The sequence below is a fragment of the Pseudomonas sp. LBUM1670 genome (assembly GCF_059695695.1).
In genome coordinates, this window is sequence record NZ_CP166783.1 from 2,266,210 (window position 1) to 2,285,361 (window position 19,152).

Sequence of the window (19,152 nt, forward strand, 5' to 3'; positions counted from 1 at the left end):
ACTGACCCACCGCCATCGCTGCGGTGCGGCGATCCGACAAACCAGCTCTTGCAGGATTCCAGGGGTCACTGGTCCTTTTCGCAATTGACCATCCACGACACACCAAACCGGTCGACCAGCATGCCGAAGCGCGCGGCCCAGAAGGTGGCTTCCAGCGGCATTTGTACGCTGCCGTCTTCCGCCAACGCGTTAAAAACCCGCTCCGCCTCGGCAATGTTGTCGACATTTAGCGAGACCGAACAACCGGCCATGTCATCCGTGGGGCGATCAGGTGTGGTGTCCGAACCCATGAGTGCCTGATCGCCCACCGACAGGCGGGTATGAATGATCAGGTTGTGCAAGTCCGCCGGTAAGTGCTCGCGCGCCGGGCTTTCACCGAAGGTCATCATGACGTCGAGCGAGCCTTGCAGGGCTTGGGCATAGAAGGTGAACGCGGCTTTACAGTCGCCGTTGAAGATGAGGTAGGGATTGATTTTCATGTTCTACTCCCGGTGATTAAGGAGGCAGAGGGAGGCGGGATCAAGCTCTGGCTCTGCGGCAATTGGACTCCATTAGCAAAGCGTTAGAGAGGGCGATTGGCAAAATTCGTTTAGATGTTTTTCCTATTGATAGGGCGTGGCTTATGGCTTCGCGAAAACAGCGGCTTCAGGCCACTGCACGTGGCACCGAAGGACGCAATAGACGCTCGATGGCCCCGCTGACGAGATTTTCCAGCAGTTCATCGCGCTCTTCTTCCTCCAGCGCATGCTGCGCCAGCCAGCAGGGCGCGCTGTTGAACAGGTTGGCGATGGCGTGTGCGGCGGCGAGTTGTGCCGGTTGGCTGAGGCGCAATTCGGTTCCGAGCATCAGCAGCAATGTGCGTTCGTACTGCTCGCGCAGTTGCCGAACCCGCACCTGCTGCTCGTCATTCAGACAACAGCTGTCGCGCTCCACCAGACGAAAATGCCAGGGCATTTCCTGATGCAGATTCAGGTGCGCGCGGATCAGGCTGTTGAGCCTGTCGCGTGTTGCCGGAGCCTTTTGTTCGATGCGGGCCAGTGTTGCCAGCAGTTCTTCGTAAAACTCCTCGATCAGGTCGAACAGCAAGTGCTGCTTGCTGGGGTAATGGTGATACAACGAGCCCGGGGCGACCCCCAGGCACGTCGCGAGCTCACGTATGCCGACCTGACCGAAACCCTTGCTGGCAAAAAGCTCCAGCACCTTGTCCCGGTACTCGGCAAAACGTGAGCAACGCTCAGGCATAGGCATGGAAACCGCGCCCCGTTTTGCGTCCCAGGTAACCGGCGGCGACCATTTCCTTGAGCAGTGGCGCGGGGCGATATTTGCTGTCGTTGAAGCCGTCGTAGAAGGCTTCGAGAATCGCCAGCACGGTGTCCAGACCAATCAGGTCCGCCAGCGCCAACGGGCCGATTGGCTGGTTGCAACCCAGGCGCATGCCGGCATCGATGTCCTCGGCACTGGCCAGGCCTTCCTGAAACACCAGAATCGCTTCGTTGATCATCGGCACCAGAATCCGGTTGACCACAAACCCCGGGCGGTTGCCGGCGGTGATCGCGGTTTTGCCCAGGGTGGTGGCCATGTCCAGCGCCAGCGCGTGGGTTGCGTCGCTGGTTTGCAGGCCGCGAATCACTTCGATCAGGCCCATCACCGGCACCGGGTTGAAGAAGTGCAGGCCGATGAAACGCTCAGGCTGGCTGACGCTGGCGGCGAGCTGGGTGATGGACAGCGACGACGTGTTGGAGGCAATCACACACTCGGTGCTGACCTGCGCGGCGATCTGTTGCAGCACGCGCAGTTTCAGGTCGAGGTTTTCGGTGGCGGCTTCGATCACCAGTTGCACGTTCTGCAAACTACCGTAATCGGTGCTGGTGCGGATCTTGTCGAGGGCGGCGAGCTTTTGCTCCTGGGTCAGCGTGTCCTTGGTGACCTGCCTGTCGAGGTTTTTACCGACGGTCGCGATTGCCTTTTGCAAAGCGCTCTCGGAGATGTCGATCAAGGTCACATTGAAGCCGGCCAGGGCACAGACTTGCGCGATGCCGTTGCCCATGGTGCCAGCGCCGATCACGCCAATGTTTTGCAGATTCATGTACACGTCCTTCCGATCAAACCCTGCGATTCCTTGGCCGTCGTAGCGGCCGAAGGCGTACTATTGGCCGCGAGTCTAGAACCGGCGGGACGGTTGTCCTATGCCGAAACTGTTCAACGGAGCTGGTGTTTTTTGCCATTCGGGTGATTGGGGAGCGAAACATTCAGATGCGGGAAAAGGACTCGGTGGCCGCCTACTTTGTGCAGGCGATGATCCATAGGCTGGGGGACAATTCGCAGCAGCGGCGGGCTGCGCTGGAACAAGCGGGTATCGATCCTGCGTTGATCGAGCAACCGCTGGCGCGAGTGCCGGCCAGCGCGTTTGCCGCGCTGTGGCTGATCCAGATCCGTGAGCTCGACGACGAGTTCTTCCGGCTCGATTCCCACGGCATGCCACCGGGCAGTTTCGCCCTGATCTGCCGCGCCTTGATTCAGGAGCCCGACCTGCACAAAGCCCTGCGCCAGTGCCTGAGCAACTTTTCGCTGTTCCTTCGCGATTTTCGCGGCACGCTGACGGTACGCGGCAAGCGTGCGGTCATCAGCCTGGAAACCTGCGCGCAAAACGATGATGTTGCGCGTTTGGGCGAAGAGACGTTTCTGGTGCTGATGATCAGCCTGTTGTGCTGGCTGGGCGGTCGGCGCATCCCCATCGATCGCGCCGATTTTCGTCATGAGCGCGTGGCCCTCAGCGATGACCGTTTGCTCTGGGGCCCCAACCTGACCTTTGGCGCCGAGCGCACCGAAATCGAATTCGCCAGCCACTACCTGCGCCTGCCGGTGGTTCAGGACCTGGCCTCGCTGAAAGTGTTTTTGCGCACCGCGCCGCATTGGCTGGTAATCCGATTCCGCAATCAGCATGGCCTCACGTCGCAGGTCCACCAGCGTTTGCGCAGCTGTCATTACAGCCAATGGCCGACCTTGCAGGCCTTCGCCCTGGAGCAACACCTCAGTCCCAGCACCTTTCGCCGCAAGCTGGAGCGGGAAGGGTGTTCGTATCAGGAGATCAAGGATGAGGTACGGCGCGGGGTTGCGTTTGAACGGTTGCGGCAGAGCAAGGCCAGCATTGGCGACATTGCCGAGCAACTGGGTTTTCAGGAACCGAGCGCGTTTCATCGGGCGTTCAAGAAGTGGACAGGGGAGAGTCCGGGGCGGTATCGGGCGCGGTTTCAGGAACACATGACGTCGGATCAAGATTGAGTTTTTGTCCAATTATTCTTTGTTAAATGTAGGAGGATTTTCCGCGTGTAGTCCCGCTTGTAGTCCTGAAATCTCTTGTGACGACCGCACTGAAGCAGTGGATGACACAGGCCGTAGAGGTGCTGTATTTATTTGCTCCGGGTCGATTTTTCAATGGATTGGAAATGGCATGGATAGCTTGGTCAAGGAAGTCATTCCGTTACTGCAGTATTTGCTCCCCGGCTTTTTAGCAGCCTGGATTTTTTACTCGCTCACGGCGTTCAAACGCCCGGATACCTTTGGACAGATAGTCCAGGCGCTGATTTTCACGTTTGTGATTCAGTCGCTGGTTGTCGGTTTGGGAGCGTTGCTGCTTTTAACGGGGGAACACATTTTTTCAATTGACGCCTGGGACAAGAAATCGGAGACGTTATGGTCAGCAGTGATTGCGGTGGTGATGGGATTTCTTTCGTGCCACTTCGCGATCAGTGACAAGCTTCATGTGTTACTCAGGAAGCTGAAAGTCACCACTCAAAATTCGTTCCCCAGCGAGTGGTACAGTGCTTTTTTATTCAGACAGGGCTTCGTGATATTGCATTTGAACGGAGGGAAACGCCTGTTTGGCTGGCCAAGCGAATGGCCATCGGAGCCTGCAAACGGACAGTTTGTTCTCGAGTTCCCTCGCTGGATTGATAGCGACGACAATCCATTGCCTGTCAGGGCAAAGGTTATTGTTATTGATGCTTCAAAAGTACAGTGGGTCGAATTTGCCACAACAATAAGGTGATCAAATGAGCAAAATGCCGAACGTAATGCCGCCTGAACTGAGGCGGTTAATGGAGGAATGGGAAAATGGTGGTCCTCCTCCCCCCGGACTGGTGATTCCAATCGGGCCTCCACCTTCAAGAAGAGAATTACAGCGACCGCGCAAGCGCAGCAGATAAACATGCCTGCGAGCCTTTCCCGCGTCACCTCAGTACTCGACCAGGCCAGACGGGCCTTACTCCTTGTCTGGTCCACCTCTCGCGGATTGTTTCTGGGCCTGGTGCTGGCAACCCTGATTGCCGGCATGCTCCCGGCGCTGGCGGCCTGGTTGGGCCAGCGCATTGTCGATGCGGTGGTCTTCGCCATGCAGTTGCACGCGCAGCAGGGTAGTGCGCCGTTGTGGCCGGTCGTGCGTTACGTACTGTTTGAAGCCGGTGTACTCGCATTGCTGTCCGGGACCCAGCGGGCCTTGTCGGTTCAGCAGTCGTTGTTGCGGGTGCAGTTGGGGCAGAAGGTCAACACGATGATTCTGGAGAAGGCCCAGACGTTGTCGTTGGTGCAGTTCGAAAATTCGGAGTTTTACGACAAGCTGGTTCGGGTGCGGCGCGAGGCTTCGACCCGGCCGTTGGCACTGGTGATGAAGTCGCTGGGGCTGATCCAGAACCTGATCGTATTGATCAGCTTCGGTGTTTTGCTGGTGCATTTTTCGCCGTGGGCATTGGTGCTGTTGGTGGTTGGTGCGCTACCGGTATTTTTTGCCGAAGCGCATTTCTCCGGGGATGCGTTCAGGCTGTTCACCCGCCGCGCACCGGAGAGTCGGCAGCAGAACTACATCGAGACGCTGCTCTCCCACGAGGCCTACATCAAAGAGGTCAAACTGTTCGGTTTCGCGCCGCTGCTGTTGAAGCGGTATCGCGATACATTCGCGCGACTCTACGGCGAAGACCGTCGACTGACCTTGCGCCGGGATGCTTGGGGGTTTGTGCTGGGGTTGCTGGGTACGGGGGCGTTTTACCTGGCCTATGCGTGGGTGGTGGTCGACACCGTCCACGGCAGCATCACCCTCGGCCAGATGACCATGTATCTGGTGCTGTTCAAGCAGGGGCAAACGGCGGTGAGCAGCAGCTTGAGCGCCATCAGTGGCCTCTACGAAGACGGACTTTATCTGTCGAGCCTTTATGAATACCTGGCTGAGCCTGTCGTCGCGGATACCGGGCACCTCACCGAGGGTGCGCTGCCCGGGGATGGTTTGCGTTTCGAGAAGGTCGGTTTCCGCTATCCGGGCGCGAGCAGCGCGGCGCTGGAAGGTATCGATCTCCACCTCGTGCCGGGGCACAGCGTGGCGCTGGTGGGGGAGAACGGTTCGGGCAAGACCACGTTGATCAAGTTGCTGACCCGGCTTTATCGTCCGGATCAGGGCCGCATCCTGCTGGACGGCAGCGATTTGCAGGCGTGGGACGAAGATGCGCTGCGCCGGCGTATCGGCGTGATTTTCCAGGACTATATTCGCTACCAGTTCTCTGTGGGCGAGAACATTGGCGTCGGTGACACCCTGGCGTTCAACGATGAACAGCGCTGGCAGGCGGCCGCCGCCGAGGGCATGGCTGCGCCTTTCATTGAGCGTCTGGATCGTGGCTATGCCACGCAATTGGGCCGCTGGTTTGCCGGCGGGCAAGAACTGTCCGGCGGGCAATGGCAGAAGATCGCCTTATCCCGCGCCTACATGCGCCGTGATGCCGACATACTGATACTGGATGAGCCGACCTCAGCCCTCGACCCGGCGGCGGAAGCGGCGGTGTTCGAGCATTTCAGCGAGCACACCGAAGGTCGCATGACGATGCTGATTTCCCACCGGTTTTCCAGTGTGCGCAATGCAGACCACATCATCGTGCTGGATCAGGGCGCGATCCTTGAGCGCGGCGACCACGACAGCCTGGTGGCGGCGGGCGGGCGTTACGCGCAGTTGTTCCACCAGCAGGCGCAAGGTTATCGATAGCCGTCAGGAATCCTGAGTGCCGCGTGTCAACGTCGGCCCGGCCATCTGCGGTGGGTATGCCTTCATCAAGCCTTCAAGTGCCTGGCGATACTGGGCGCCGCCCAGGCTCATGCTGTTGTTGTGCGTACCACCCGGCACCAGCAGCAGGCGTTTGGGTTCGCTGGCGACATTGAACAACTGCTGGCTGAATCGCGAGGGCATGAAAGAGTCGGCCAGGCCATGGACCACCAGCAGCGGCATATCGATGTCGACGATCTTGTCGATGGAATCGAATTTCTGCGACAGCAACCAGCGCACCGGCAGCCATTTCACCGGCAGATTGTTTTCGGCCACCTGCGCCACGGCATCGCCCAGCGAAGTGAAGGTGGACTCGATCACCAGCCCGCGCACCGGGATGGCAACGCGGTCTTTTTTCGCCTGTGCAGCCAGGTCAGCCGCCAGATCGATGGCCACGGCGCCCCCGAGGGAGTGGCCGTAGATCAGGCGCTTGCTGGCGTCGGGTTGCATCGTCTTGAAACGTTCCCAGGCGGCTCGGGCGTCTTCATACACGCTGGCTTCCGACGGCAGATCACCTTTGCTCTGACCAAAACCACGGTAGTCGATGGCCAGCACTGAATAACCCATGGCGCGCAATTGCTCGATGCGGAATGCCTGACCTGTCAGATTCCAGCGCACGCCATGCAGATAGAGGATCGACGGAGCATCACGGCGTGCGGCGGGCCACCACCAGGCATGCAGGTTTTGCCCGCCTTTGAAGCTGGCAGACGAGATGTCGAACTCCTGAACGTCCTTCGGCAAGCCGCGATACCAGCCGGCCGTGCCGGGTTCGATACGAAACAACAGTTCGCGCTCGGTGTGCTCAAGCACGCCGCAACTCACGGGCAGACCGACTATCAGCGCGGCCATGCACAGCAATGGCAACCAGCGTCGGCGCAGACGTGTGAGCGGGGCGGAGGGCATCGGGTGGTCTACCGGCAAAAAACTGAAGTTCGGGTTTTAACAGAAGCGTGTGGGCGGCGGTAAATAATTCGACAGTCGTGCACCAACCTCTTGTGGGAGCGGGCTTGCTCGCGAAAGCGTATTCACATTCAACATGGATGTTGACTGACACTCCGCTTTGCCGAGCAAGCCCGCCCACAGGGGGGCAGTGGCGAATCAATCCACCCGCAACACAATCTTGCCAATGTGATCGCCACCTTCCATTCGCGTATGAGCCCGCGCCGCATCGGGACCTTTCGATCATCGGCAGGCAACCCCCGGCGGCGAGTACCGGCCAGACGTACTCGCGCGGTTGTTCGGCGATCGAGGCTTTTTCTTCGCGTGTACGCGAGCGCATCAGTGAGCCGGTGATCGTCGCGCGTTTGCCCATGATCGCCATCAGGTCGACGTCCTTGGCGTAAGGCCTGAAAGCTCGCGAGCTCCTACAGGCGTATCAATTCCTGTAGGAGCTGTCGAGTGAAACGAGGCTGCGATCTCTTGATTTTCCAATCAGCGTTATGGCATTTCCGGCAATTCCTGTGGACGCAGGTCGAACACCAGCACTTCGGCATCGACGCCATTGCTCAAGGTCAACAGCTGCTCATCCCGAACCCGCACACCATCGCCTTCCTGCAATGGCATGCCGTTGAGTTCGACACTGCCGCGAGCCACATGCACATAGGCATAGCGATTGGCGGCCAGTTCCAGGGTGGTGGATTCCTTGCCGTCGATCAACCCGGCATACACCCGTGCATCCTGGCGCACTTTCAGTGAGCCGTTTTTCCCCTCGGGGGAGATGATCAGTTGCAGGCGGCCGCGTTTCTTCTGCGTACTGAAATGCTCTTGCTGATAGCGCGGTTTGGCACCGCTGACGTCCGGCACAATCCAGATTTGCAGGAAGTGCACACCACGGGTCGCCGAGTGGTTGTACTCGCTGTGCGCCACGCCGCTGCCGGCGCTCATCAATTGCACGTCACCGGGACGGATCACCGAACCGGTGCCCAGGGTGTCCTTGTGTTCCAGGGCACCTTCGAGCACATAGGAGAAAATCTCCATGTCGCGGTGCGGGTGTTGGCCAAAGCCTTTGCCGGCGGCGACGCGGTCATCGTTGATCACCAGCAGGTCGGAAAAACCCTGCTCTTTCGGGTTGCGGTAGTTGGCGAAGGAAAAGGTATGGAACGACTTCAACCAACCATGATTGGCCGCGCCGCGATCGGAAGCTTTGCGAAGGGTCAGCATGATGAAATCTCCTGTGGGGACGTTGATTCGTCCGAGTGAGGAGAAGGTTAATGTTTATCCTCGGGCGCAATAAGTAGATGGAAATTGAAATACTGTCTTGTTCAAGTTGACAATATAGATCGGCTGTTAATGTCACAGTTGGCGATAATGCACAGCATGTCCGGATGCCGAACACGTAACGCCTTGTGGGAGCGGGCTTGCTCGCGAAAGCGGTGTGTCAGTCACCAAAAATGTTGAATGTGACGCCGTCTTCGCGAGCAAGCTCCCACAGGGGTTACGTGTTTGGCAGGCCGACCTTCTTATGACTTCAGTGATGTGTAACCCATGAAAACCGTGGCAATGGTGCTGTTCCCCGACTTTCTCCTGCTTGACATGGCCGGGCCCATGGAGGTGTTTTCCATCGCCAATCGCTACCTGGCCCCGGCGCAGCGTTATGAGCTGTCGACCATCGGCACCGAACACGGGGCATTGCGCGCGTCCAACGGCGTCAGCGTCCATACCGACGTGCACATCGATCAGGCGGATCAAGCGTATGACCTGTTGCTGGTGCCCGGCGGTCCCGGCGCCTACAGCGAAAAATACCCGCCGTTACTCGACTGGCTGCAACGCGCCGTCAGCCGCGCAGGCCGCTATGGCTCGATTTGTACCGGCGCATTTGTGCTCGGGCACGCCGGTCTGCTCGACGGTTATCGCGTGACCACCCACTGGCATTACACCGAACGGCTGATCAAGGGCTTCCCGAAGGCGACGGTGGAAACCGACCAGATTTACGTGCAGGACCGCAACCTCATCACCTCCGGCGGCGTCACGGCCGGCATCGACCTCGCGTTGTCAGTCGTCGCCGAAGACCACGGCAAGAAAGTCGCTCAGGACGTGGCCAAGGTGTTGCTGGTGGTGATGAAACGTCAGGGCGGTCAGGCGCAATTCAGTCCGTTGATGGCCACCGTCGCGCCCCATGAAACGCCGGTGACCCGAGTGCAGAACCATGTGCTTGAGCATTTGGATGAGGCGTTCAGCATCGAACGCATGGCCGGGCTTGCCACCATGAGCCCCCGTCATTTCGCCAGGGTGTTCGCCCGGGAAGTGAACATGACCCCGATGGAGTTTCTGCAAAGCGCCCGCATCGACTGCGCCAGAAATCTCCTGGAAACCACTGAACTGCCGCTCAAGACCGTGGCGTTCAAAAGTGGCTTCGGCAGTGTGCGGCACATGCGGTTTTTGTTCAGTGAAAAACTTGGGTTGACGCCGACCCAGTACCGGGAACAGTTCAGCTAGAGCCTTCTTGTCCGTTTTGCGCACCGTGATGGCTGTGACGCTCCCACCGTCGCGGTTGTACTGTCGCAGAGGCCTGCCAAGATACCGCTGAACTCTTGGCAATGGAGGTGCGGGAGCCTGGCGCGCGATGGATGTGCAGTCCTTCGAGCCGCCCCGGGTTTGCGCACGTGAACGTGCATGAACAGCATCAGAGATTTGAACAGCGACGCGGTGCTGCAATTCGGCCCCTACGCACTCCACCTGCGGCAACGGTTGATCCTGGACGGTGACCGGCCGCTGCGCATGGGCGGGCGAGCCCTGGATATCTTGCAGGTGCTGGTCCAGCGCGCAGGCACCGTCGTCAGCAAGGACGAATTGATCGCGCTCGTCTGGCCGACTTCGGTGGTCGAGGAAATCAACCTGCGCGTGCACATCGCCGCGCTGCGTCGCGCCTTGGGCGACGGATTGGGCGGGCAGCGCTATATCGTCAACATTCCGCAACGTGGCTACAGCTTTATCGCGGCGGTGCAGCGAGTACCTGCGTGTCCTCTGGCGTCGATCGAGACGTTTCAGAAACTTCAACACAACCTGCCCGCGCGGCTGACACCGGTGACTGGCCGCGACTCGATCGTCGGCAGCCTGGTCCGGCAATTGCCGGTTCGACGCTTCATGACCCTGGTCGGTCCCGGTGGCATCGGCAAGACCACCGTGGCGCTGCGTGTGGCCGAACTGCTTTTGCAGCACTATCAGGATGGCGTCTGGCTGGTGGATCTCGCGGCAACCGATGATCCCGCACTGGTGGTCGATCAGTTGACCCGGGCGCTTGAACTGGAGGTCGGGACGACACTCGATACGGTGAAACATCGCCATGCCTTGCTGGTGCTGGACAATTGCGAGCACCTGCACGAATGCTGCCGCACTTTGGTCGAGGACCTGCTGAAATGCGCACCGCGGCTGTCGATCCTGGTCACCAGTCGAGAGCCGCTCAACGCGCTGGGGGAATCGGTCAAGCGATTGCCGCCATTGGCAGTGCCGCCGGCGTCGGCCGTGCACAGTGTGGCCGAGGCCATGGGCTATTCGGCGGTGCAGCTGTTCGTCAGTCGCGTGCGCACCCGTCAGCAAGGGTTTGTCCTGCGCCAACAGGACCTCAAGGTCGTGGGCGAAATCTGTCGCCGGCTCGATGGATTACCGCTGGCCATTGAGCTGGCGGCCGCGCAAATCGACGCGTTGGCGCTGGTGGGCTTGCAAGCCCAGCTCGGCAACTGTTTTCAACTGCTGACCCAGGGCCGGCGCACCGCCGTGCCCCGGCATCAAACCCTCAAAGCGGCGCTGGACTGGAGCTATGAACAACTGAGCCCGCTGGAGCAAACCGTGTTGCAGCGTCTGGCGGTGTTCAAGAAGGCCTTTACGCTGGACTCGGCGGTTGGCGTGCTCGGTTGCGCGGCGCTGCTACCCGGCCGTCTGATCGAAGTGGTGGAAAGCCTGGCGCTCAAATCGTTGCTGTCGCTGGAGCAGAGTGGCGGCCTGAGCCGATACCGCTTCCTCAACACCACGCGCACCTATGCTCTGGAAAAACTTGAACACAGCGGTGAGTTGCGGGCCTTTGAAATGCGCTACGCCCGCTACATCAGCCAGACGCGCTAATTGTAGGAGCGAGCTTGCTCGCGATGGACTTAAGGGCGACGCGTTTATCCAGAGGACACGCGTCATCGTTAACGACCATCGCGAGCAAGCTGAACTGGTCAAGTAATTTTGGACACCAGTTAAGGTTTTCACGCCGCCAGTTTCTCCATAGCTACCGGCGACCGGTAGTCGTTGTAGCTATGGAGTCTGACGTTGTTGTAACGCATCACATAACGCTGCACATCCACGCGGGCTTCATGCTCTGAACGGTAGCCGTCTTCTGGCACCCACTCTGATTTCAGGCTCCCAAAGAAACGCTCCATCGGGGCGTTGTCCCAGCACTCACCTTTGCGACTCATGCTTTGCAGGAGTCCATGCTTGCGCATCTCATTCCTGAATTTATGGCTGGTGTATTGGCAGCCTTGATCAGAGTGAAACAGCACTTCTTTGGGACGGCCTCGCAACTCGACTGCCATTCGCAATGCTTCGCAGGTCAGCGTGGCATCGGAAATCATTGAAAACGACCAACCCACGATCCGGCGAGCGAACAGATCCAGCACCGCCGCAAAATACATCCAGCGCTTGCCGACCTTGATGTACGTCACATCGCCACACCACACCTGGTTGATCGCCGTGACATCAAACTTGCGCTTGAGCACATGTGGCGCCACCAGCGCTTCCACGCCGGAAGATTTGTACTTATGTCGCCTGCGCTGATGACTGGCGACACCGGCTTCGCGCATCAAGCTGCGAGCCATATGTCGCCCGACACGATGCCCCTTGGCTTGCAGCTCCCTGGAAAGGGTGCGAGACCCTGCGGACGCTCTGGATTCCTTGTGATGCTCGACCAGCACGGCTTTAAGTTTCTCCCGCTCAGGCTTCACCTTGCCTTGGCGCTGACGCCAGGCGTAAAAGCTGCTGCGGTTGACTCCAAACGCCCGACAGCAATTGTTAACGCCGTACTGCTCGTCCAGCTCATTGATCAACGAGAATGATCTTTGGAGTCCAAAAGCAGGAGAGCACTGGCCTTTTTTAGGATTTCAATGTCCAGGTCTTTTTGCCTGAGCAACGCTTTGAGCTGCTGAATCTCTCGCTGATCGGCGGTAATCGCCTTGGCCCCCTCAGGGGGAGAACCCAAGCGCTCCTTGCGAACCTGATCGACCCAACGGCGCAAGGCGGTAGGGCCAATATCCAGACTGGTACAGACTTCTGGAACTGACCGGCCCTCGTCCAGCACCATGCTGGCAGCCTTGAGCTTGAACTCACTGGAATAAGATTTACGCATATCCAAACACCTCAGATTTGGGCGCCATCATAGCGCCCGATTGAAGTGTCCAAAATCATTAGGCCAGTTCAAGCTCGCTCCTACAAGGAGAGCGGACGCGCTGGTTTCAACTGGGCAGGTTGCGCTGCAACTCGTCGAGTAGCCGGCGGACTTTCCTCAGGTCCGGCGTGGCAAAACCTTCGGTGAACCGGTTGTAGATCGGCGCCAGCAATGTGTGCGCTTGCCGGTGTCGGCCCTGTCGCTGCCAAAGCTGTGCCAGCGAAGTGGCGCTTCGCAATTCCCAGGCAAGGGCGCCCTGATGTTTTGCCACGTTCAAGGCCCGAATCAGCACGGCTTCGGCTGCTTCGGTTCTTAACGGGCAATCTTCAGCCAGCAGCGCATCAGCCCTGGCTCGCAGGATTTCTGCCGTGCTCCAGCCGGCCGTGCCGGTGTCCGCTCGTTGCAACAAGGCGTCATCGACGAAACCGGGGTCCAGCGTGACCATGATGTCCTTGATCAGCCCCACGCCTGGCTGAAGAGGCAAGTGTGCTTCGGCGCGGTCGATCACCTGCGCATAGTGCCGGCCCCAAGTGTAGAACAGCAGCACCGAGTGTTTCTGCGCCTGCTCCAGCAACAGGCGCAGGAGTTCGCGAGCCGTGCGGGTATCGCCGTTGTAATGAGCGATCAGGCAACCGGCCAGCGCCAGGGTGTAGCAAATGGAGGTGCCGTGGTTGATCTGGAGCGCAATGTCCAGTGCCTGTCGGGCGGCGCGCCATGCCTGTTCCGGTTGGCCCTGCAGCCAGAGGATGCGCGCCAGAACCGTGAGGGCGGCGACGCTCTGATCGTAGTGCACGCCAAAACCGTGGCTGAAGCGATTGAGGTACCCACTCTGGGACATACGCTGCAGGACCTGCTCGGCACCAACCCGTGCCTGTTGCTGGTCACCGTCAAAGTGCAGCGCCAGCACTCGCAAGCGGTGGGCGCTGAGAGACAACACCGCATCGCCGTTCAGCCCCAGCCGGTCGAATTGTCGGCTCTGTTCCAGGGCCGTTTGATAGTGCGCGCAACTGAGGTTGACCGCCAGGTGCCCGGACACCGCTCGCAATTGACCGCTCAGATCGTTGCACTGCCTGGCCAGGGTTCTGGCACTGACAAAGGCTTCAACGGTCTCCGCCGTGCCGCCCTGGGTGTGATAGCACGAGCTGCCGAGGGCCAGCTTGAGGGCCATTTTCAGCCGAGGGCAAGGCTCGGGCGCGGCGTCCAGCAGGACCAGCGCCTTGCGCACGTACACGCCGTGCTCCCTGAGCAGCGACAATTCCTGCCACAACGGCGCCGAAGTCGCGGCGAGGCGGATCGCCAATGCTTGCGGCCCTTGCGCGTTCAAACCCCAGTCGAGAGCGGAACGAATGTCTTCCAGACTGCGGGCATAACGCTCGATCCACGTGCTTGTCTGGATCGCCTCCCATTCATGCCGGGCCTGTTGCATCAAGGCCAGGCAGCGTTCGGCGTGACGTTTGCGGGTGTCCGGCAGGTCGTCGGCCTGGTCGAGTTTTTCCAGCGCATAGCTGCGGGTCGTGTCGAGCAGACGGTAAAACACCTCTTCATCACCGACCTCCACGTTCAACAGCGACTTGGCCACCAGTTGCGTGATCGAACCAAACACCTCACGGGGTTCGATGTGTTCACCGACGATCACCGCTGCTGCCGATTCCAGTGTGAAACCGCTCTTGAACACACCCAGTCGACGCAGACAGATTTGCTCACAAGCGCTGAGTAGTTCGAAACTCCAGTCCAGCGTCGCACGCAGGGTTTGATGCCGGCCCAGTGTGGTCTGACAGCCTTGGGTGAGCAGGCGAAAGCTGCCCTGCAGTTGCGTCAGCAGTCCGCTCAATCCGAGGCTGCTGACTTGCGCGGCCGCCAGTTCGATCGCCAGTGGAATACCGTCCAGGCGTCGGCAGATTTCAATCGCCAGCGGCAGTTCGTCATCGGTCAGTTCGAAACTGTCGTGGCTGGCCATCGCCCGCTCGACAAACAACTGCAGGGCTGAAAAGGTCAGGGCCTGAGCGCGATCGAGCACGGCGATGGGCGGGGGGCAGTCCAGTGACTCAAGCCGTTGAACAAATTCACCTTCGGCCCGCAGGCTTTCGCGGCTGGTGGCCAGAATGTGCACCTCGGGCGCGGCGCGCAGGAGGCTTTCGCTCAGCAGGGCGATGGCGTCGATCAGATGTTCGCAGTTGTCGATCACCAGTAACATTTTCCGGTCGCGTAAAAATGCAGCGAGGACGCTCATCGGTTCGGCATCGTGCAAGGACAGTTCGAGCAAGGTCGCCAGATGCGCGGTGATCATCGCCGGGTCGTTGATCGGTGCCAGATCCAGCAGGCGAATGCCGTCCCGGTAACACCCGATCAGCTGTTCGGCGACGTGCAGGGCCACGGTGGTCTTGCCGATCCCGCCGGGGCCGATCAAGGTGATGAAACGCTGGCGTGACAGCTGGATTACCAGGCTGTCGACCAGGGACTGACGCCCGATCAGGCGGGTTCGACGCATTGGCAGGTTGTGGCCGCTCGGCGCGGGCGCCTGGCTCGCCGCGGGTTGCTCGATGTGCTCCAGCGAATACGGCGCGACAAAGCTGTAGCCGCGCTGAGCCACGGTGACGATGTAACGCTGGCCGGCCTGACCATCGCCCAGCGCCTTGCGCAATGCCGCGATGTGCACCCGCAGGTTGATGTCTTCGACGACGCTTTTGGGCCAGACCCTGGCGATCAGTTCCTGTTTGCTGACCACATTCCCGGCCTGTTCCAGAAGGATCAACAGAATGTCCATGGCACGCCGCCCCAGGCGCAAGGGCTGGTCGGTCTCCATCACCAGACGTTGGCCGGGATAGATCCGGTAGGGGCCGAAATGGATGGCCTGTGCGGGGGAAAGGGTCAACGGGTCACTCCTGCTTGCAACCGTCTGGTATGCGGTTTCGAGCATAGTCGTCAGGTTTGTTGATCAGTGCAATGCGCTATGCAGTGGCTTCCGGGTGTTCGTCTGGCCTGGCAGTTTCCCGTCTCTGTTCCTGAGTTCCGTATTTATTGGGCGGGGCACTCGAAAAGGTGTCGCCGGGGCTTTTGGCGCGCCAGGGAAAATTAACAACGTTTAACTCGTCCTGCGTCAGGTCTACGCCCAAAACTGCGCTTCATGCAACTGTCCCCCCTGTGGGAGCGGGCTTGCTCGCGAAGGCGGTGTGTCAGCTTGCATTGATGTTGAATGTACCACCGCTTTCGCGAGCAAGCCCGCTCCCACAGGGCAATGCAGTTCACTTAAGAGGGTCTTGAATCAGAGAACCTGTGGCGAGGGAACTTGCTCCCGCTTGAGTGCGTAACACTCAGGAGCAAGCTCGCTCGCCACAAAGGTATGCACGACCCAAGAGCGCGCTTGAGTGAACAGCTTTAGCTCCCACAGGGGCATCGTTGCCAAGGGATTTATTCGTCATGAGGACGCCGGAATGAGCAACGTGGTGGTGGTCTATCACAGTGGCTACGGACACACCCGGGTCATGGCCGAAGCCGTGGCCCAAGGTGTGGAACGGCACCTGGGCAGCACCTGCCAGCTGATTTCGGTCGAGGATGTGGACCAGCACTGGGACCATTTGCACAACGCCGACGCAATCATCTTCGGCGCGCCAACCTAATGGGTAGCGCCTCTGCACGCTTCAAGGGATTCATGGAAGCGACGGCGGCGTTCTACCTGGCCCAGCCCTGGCGCGACAAGCTCGCGGCGGGCTTCACCAATTCCGGTTGCCTGTGCGGCGACAAACTCAACACCTTGCTGCAGATGGCAGTGTTTGCCGCGCAGCATTCGATGATCTGGGTCGGCCTCGACCTGCTGCCGGCGCGCTCCGGCACCGGCGTGTTCGATGGCCAACTGAATCGTCTGGGCAGCTCGCTGGGCGCCATGGCGCAATCGAATGTCGAACAATCCCCCGAACTCGCACCGCCCGCCGAAGACCGTTGCACCGCCGCGCACCTGGGCGAGCGCGTGGCGCGGCTGGCTGAGCGCATGAGCCACGTACCGGTTTGAATCACCCCAACCCTCACTAAGGAGACATCGCATGAGTACGTTCACGACCCGAGACGGCACCGAGATTTACTACAAGGACTGGGGCTCCGGTCAGCCCATCGTCTTCAGCCACGGCTGGCCATTGAATGCAGACAGTTGGGAATCGCAGATGATCTTCCTCGCCTCCAAAGGCTATCGGGTCATCGCCCACGACCGCCGTGGCCACGGCCGTTCCAGCCAGCCGTGGACCGGTAATGACATGGACACTTACGCCGATGACCTGGCGCAACTGATTGAGTTGCTGGACCTGAAAGACGCCGTGCTGTTCGGCTTCTCCACCGGCGGTGGCGAAGTGGCGCGTTACATCGGTCGACACGGCACCGGGCGCGTGGCCAAGGCCGGGCTGATTTCCTCGGTGCCGCCGTTGATGCTCAAGACCGAAGCCAACCCCGGCGGATTGCCGATTGAGGTGTTTGACGGCATTCGTCAGGCCTCCCTGGCCGATCGCTCGCAACTCTATATCGACCTCGCCAGCGGTCCGTTCTTCGGCTTCAACAAGCCGGACGCCAAACCGTCACAAGGCATGATCGACTGGTTCTGGATGCAGGGCATGACCTCCGGCCACAAGAACGCTTATGACTGCATCAAGGCGTTCTCCGAAACCGACTTTACCGAAGACCTGAAGAAGTTCGACGTGCCGACCCTGGTGGTGCATGGCGATGCGGACCAGGTGGTGCCAATCGAGGCCGCTGGCATTGCTTCGGCAAAACTGGTGAAAGGTTCGACGCTGAAGGTCTACCCCGGCGCGCCTCATGGCTTGACTGACACCCACAAGGATCAGCTTAACGCTGACCTGCTGGCGTTTCTCAAGGGTTGATGTTGTCTGGCGCGGACGCCGATCCGCGCCGGTTCCTACGGCCCCGAACGTCTCACTGTAAGAGCGAGCTTGCTCGCGAAAAACGTCAACGATAACGCTTGGTTCCTGATAGCCCATGGTGTCTTTGGCTTTTTCGCGAGCGAGCTCGCTCCTACAGTGAGCCGAGCGTTATTACGCGGGTAGTTGAGCGGTGCGGGCGGGGCGTTGGGGGAGGGCACGCACGACGTGGCAACGCCAGGCAAACGGATTGATGCCTTCGCTGCGGGTGAAGATGTGGCAGAAATGCGCCTGATCACAGAAGCCGCATTCGAGGCTGATTTGCGTCAGCGTCAGGTCAGTGTTCTGGATCAGTCGTTTGGCGCGGGCGATGCGTTGGTGGCGAATCCAGTCCTGTGGCGAGAGGCCGGTGCTGCACTTGAACGCGCGGGAGAAATGGCTGCGCGAGAGCGCGCAGGCGCGGGCCAGTTCGGTCACTTCTATGGTTTCACCCAGACGCTCGAGGATCAGTTGCTTGGCCAGGCTTTCGCGCCACGGGGTCAGGCCGCCCGTGCTTTTCTTTGGCGTTTCAGTGACGGTCGCGCAGGCGACGTTTTGCTGAGAATGAGCCATGACAAATGTCCATGTCGGTGAGCTTCATTCTTGGGCGCGGGTGCTATGGCAGGCGAGTTAAACGTTGTTAATTTCGTCTGTGCGCAGTGAGGAACAACCGTGCTGACTCAGTACATACAAACGAGCGGCCGAAATCCCGCTGATCGAGTAAAGTCCGCTGCACACACTCAAGGAAACCGCGCCTATGAACCGTAACGATCTGCGCCGCGTCGACATGAACCTGTTGGTAATTTTCGAGGCGTTGATGTTCGAAAAGAACCTGACCCGCGTCGCCGAAAAGCTGTTCATGGGTCAACCGGCGGTGAGTGCTGCGCTCGGTCGTTTACGAGACCTGTTCGATGATCCTCTGCTGTTGCGCAACGGTCGCGGCATGGAGCCGACCGGGCGGGCGCTGGCCATTCTCAAGGAGTTGCAGCCGGCGATGGATGTCATTTCCGGAGCGGTCAGCCGAGCTAAGGAATTCGATCCGACTACAAGCTCCGATGTGTTTCGTATCGGCCTGTCGGACGATGCCGAGTTTGGGTTGTTTCCGCCTTTGCTGCGGCAACTGCAAGAAGAGGCGCCGGGAATCGTCGTTGTGGTACGTCGCGCCAATTATCTGCTGATGCCGGCGTTGTTGGCCTCGGGAGAAATTTCTGTGGGGGTGAGCTACACCACGGATTTGCCGGCGAATGCCAAGTGCAAGAAGTTGCGGGACATCCCCTGTAAGGTGCTGCGTGGTGACAAGCGTCCGGAAGCACTGACGCTGGATGAATACTGTGAGCGGTCGCATGCGATGGTGTCGTTCTCCGGCGACTTGAGCGGCAATATCGATCTGGATCTGGCGAAGATCGGACGGTGTCGGCGGGTGGTGTTGGGGGTTCCGCAGTTCAGTGGGTTGCGGGCGTTGCTGGCCGGGACCGAGATGATTGCCACGGTGCCGGATTATGCGGCGTGTGCGTTGGTTGAAGGCTGTGCCTTGCGCGCCGAAGATCCGCCGTTTCCGATTGAAGCGGCGCAGTTGTCGATGGCCTGGAGCGGGGTGCATGACAATGATCCGGCGGAGCGGTGGTTGCGGTCGCGGATCAGTGAGTTCATGTCTAGGCCTTTGCCTGTTTCGTCGTGACGTGGCGGCCTTCGGGCCGACCAGGCTCTCTCAGGTGTACACCGTCCAATTGTGGGAGCGGGCTTGCTCGCGAAGGCGGCCTGACAGCCGACCTGTCTTTTGTTGACGGGGTACATATCCATTCCTGCGGTAACGG

The 19,152-nt window shown here is 59.7% G+C and carries 16 protein-coding genes and 2 pseudogenes; 8 read left to right on the forward strand and 10 right to left on the reverse strand.

What is annotated here, in order from left to right; genetic code table 11:
- Window positions 1-65 precede the first annotated feature (65 nt).
- The 3 genes from ACA073_RS10315 to ACA073_RS10325 all read right to left on the reverse strand — a co-directional run bounded on the left by ACA073_RS10315 (window position 66) and on the right by ACA073_RS10325 (window position 2,086).
- Entirely contained in the window at window positions 66-479 is a 414-nt protein-coding gene (locus ACA073_RS10315) for a VOC family protein (protein ID WP_497403163.1), read from the reverse strand.
- 166 nt (window positions 480-645) lie between these two features.
- Window positions 646-1,248: a TetR/AcrR family transcriptional regulator gene (locus ACA073_RS10320; RefSeq protein WP_497403165.1), complete on the reverse strand. Its 603-nt coding sequence runs from the start codon at window positions 1,246-1,248 to the stop codon at window positions 646-648.
- Window positions 1,235-2,086 carry a 3-hydroxybutyryl-CoA dehydrogenase gene (locus tag ACA073_RS10325; RefSeq protein ID WP_497403167.1) on the reverse strand — a complete coding sequence of 284 codons (852 nt, stop codon included), beginning with the start codon at window positions 2,084-2,086 and terminating at the stop codon, window positions 1,235-1,237. Before ACA073_RS10325 ends, ACA073_RS10320 begins: the two co-directional genes overlap by 14 nt.
- Before the next feature lie 167 nt (window positions 2,087-2,253).
- Here ACA073_RS10325 and ACA073_RS10330 point away from each other — a divergent pair, with 167 nt between their 5' ends.
- The 3 genes from ACA073_RS10330 (at window position 2,254) to ACA073_RS10340 (ending at window position 6,022) form a co-directional block, all read left to right on the forward strand.
- Window positions 2,254-3,282 (forward strand): AraC family transcriptional regulator, encoded by a 1,029-nt coding sequence (locus ACA073_RS10330; protein ID WP_497403169.1) that lies wholly within the window; start codon window positions 2,254-2,256, stop codon window positions 3,280-3,282.
- A 169-nt stretch (window positions 3,283-3,451) separates the two neighbouring features.
- Window positions 3,452-4,048: a DUF6338 family protein gene (locus ACA073_RS10335; RefSeq protein ID WP_497403171.1), complete on the forward strand. Its 597-nt coding sequence runs from the start codon at window positions 3,452-3,454 to the stop codon at window positions 4,046-4,048.
- A gap of 159 nt (window positions 4,049-4,207) precedes the next feature.
- The gene (locus ACA073_RS10340; protein WP_497403173.1) at window positions 4,208-6,022 is read left to right on the forward strand and encodes an ABC transporter ATP-binding protein; all 1,815 of its coding nucleotides are present in this window, start codon (window positions 4,208-4,210) and stop codon (window positions 6,020-6,022) included.
- A 3-nt stretch (window positions 6,023-6,025) separates the two neighbouring features.
- On the opposite strand, the gene ACA073_RS10345 is transcribed toward ACA073_RS10340, so the two are convergent.
- From ACA073_RS10345 to ACA073_RS10355, 3 genes and pseudogenes are all read right to left on the reverse strand, one after another.
- Entirely contained in the window at window positions 6,026-6,982 is a 957-nt protein-coding gene (locus ACA073_RS10345) for an alpha/beta hydrolase (protein WP_497403174.1), read from the reverse strand.
- Window positions 6,983-7,177: 195 nt separating this feature from the next.
- A pseudogene (locus ACA073_RS10350) lies at window positions 7,178-7,418 on the reverse strand (NAD(P)H-quinone oxidoreductase); the annotation flags it as partial.
- Between the two features lie 98 nt (window positions 7,419-7,516).
- Window positions 7,517-8,239 carry a pirin family protein gene (locus ACA073_RS10355; RefSeq protein ID WP_497403176.1) on the reverse strand — a complete coding sequence of 241 codons (723 nt, stop codon included), beginning with the start codon at window positions 8,237-8,239 and terminating at the stop codon, window positions 7,517-7,519.
- A gap of 324 nt (window positions 8,240-8,563) precedes the next feature.
- Between ACA073_RS10355 and ACA073_RS10360 the strand changes: the two genes are divergently transcribed.
- Window positions 8,564-9,514, forward strand: coding sequence for a GlxA family transcriptional regulator (locus tag ACA073_RS10360; RefSeq protein ID WP_497403178.1), 951 nt, complete (start codon window positions 8,564-8,566; stop codon window positions 9,512-9,514).
- Window positions 9,515-9,691: 177 nt separating this feature from the next.
- Complete coding sequence (locus ACA073_RS10365) at window positions 9,692-11,137, forward strand: ATP-binding protein (protein ID WP_497403180.1); 1,446 nt, start codon at window positions 9,692-9,694, stop codon at window positions 11,135-11,137.
- 128 nt (window positions 11,138-11,265) lie between these two features.
- On the opposite strand, the gene ACA073_RS10370 is transcribed toward ACA073_RS10365, so the two are convergent.
- From ACA073_RS10370 to ACA073_RS10380, 3 genes are all read right to left on the reverse strand, one after another.
- Window positions 11,266-12,102: an IS3 family transposase gene (locus ACA073_RS10370; RefSeq protein ID WP_497397024.1), complete on the reverse strand. Its 837-nt coding sequence runs from the start codon at window positions 12,100-12,102 to the stop codon at window positions 11,266-11,268.
- Complete coding sequence (locus ACA073_RS10375) at window positions 12,099-12,401, reverse strand: transposase (protein ID WP_497397533.1); 303 nt, start codon at window positions 12,399-12,401, stop codon at window positions 12,099-12,101. Before ACA073_RS10375 ends, ACA073_RS10370 begins: the two co-directional genes overlap by 4 nt.
- 106 nt (window positions 12,402-12,507) lie before the next feature.
- Window positions 12,508-15,312 (reverse strand): ATP-binding protein, encoded by a 2,805-nt coding sequence (locus ACA073_RS10380; protein WP_497403181.1) that lies wholly within the window; start codon window positions 15,310-15,312, stop codon window positions 12,508-12,510.
- A gap of 559 nt (window positions 15,313-15,871) precedes the next feature.
- Here ACA073_RS10380 and ACA073_RS10385 point away from each other — a divergent pair.
- Together ACA073_RS10385 and ACA073_RS10390 are read left to right on the forward strand one after the other, a co-directional pair.
- Window positions 15,872-16,446 (forward strand): annotated as a pseudogene (locus tag ACA073_RS10385) (flavodoxin family protein).
- 31 nt (window positions 16,447-16,477) lie between these two features.
- Window positions 16,478-17,302 carry an alpha/beta fold hydrolase gene (locus ACA073_RS10390; protein WP_497403182.1) on the forward strand — a complete coding sequence of 275 codons (825 nt, stop codon included), beginning with the start codon at window positions 16,478-16,480 and terminating at the stop codon, window positions 17,300-17,302.
- Window positions 17,303-17,473: 171 nt separating this feature from the next.
- Here ACA073_RS10390 and ACA073_RS10395 read toward each other — a convergent pair whose 3' ends face one another.
- On the reverse strand, window positions 17,474-17,911 hold the full coding sequence (locus ACA073_RS10395) for a helix-turn-helix domain-containing protein (protein ID WP_497403183.1): 438 nt from the start codon (window positions 17,909-17,911) through the stop codon (window positions 17,474-17,476).
- Window positions 17,912-18,095: 184 nt separating this feature from the next.
- Here ACA073_RS10395 and ACA073_RS10400 point away from each other — a divergent pair, with 184 nt between their 5' ends.
- A complete protein-coding gene (locus tag ACA073_RS10400; RefSeq protein ID WP_497403184.1) occupies window positions 18,096-19,016 on the forward strand; it encodes a LysR substrate-binding domain-containing protein in 921 nt (306 codons plus the stop codon).
- Window positions 19,017-19,152: the final 136 nt, after the last annotated feature.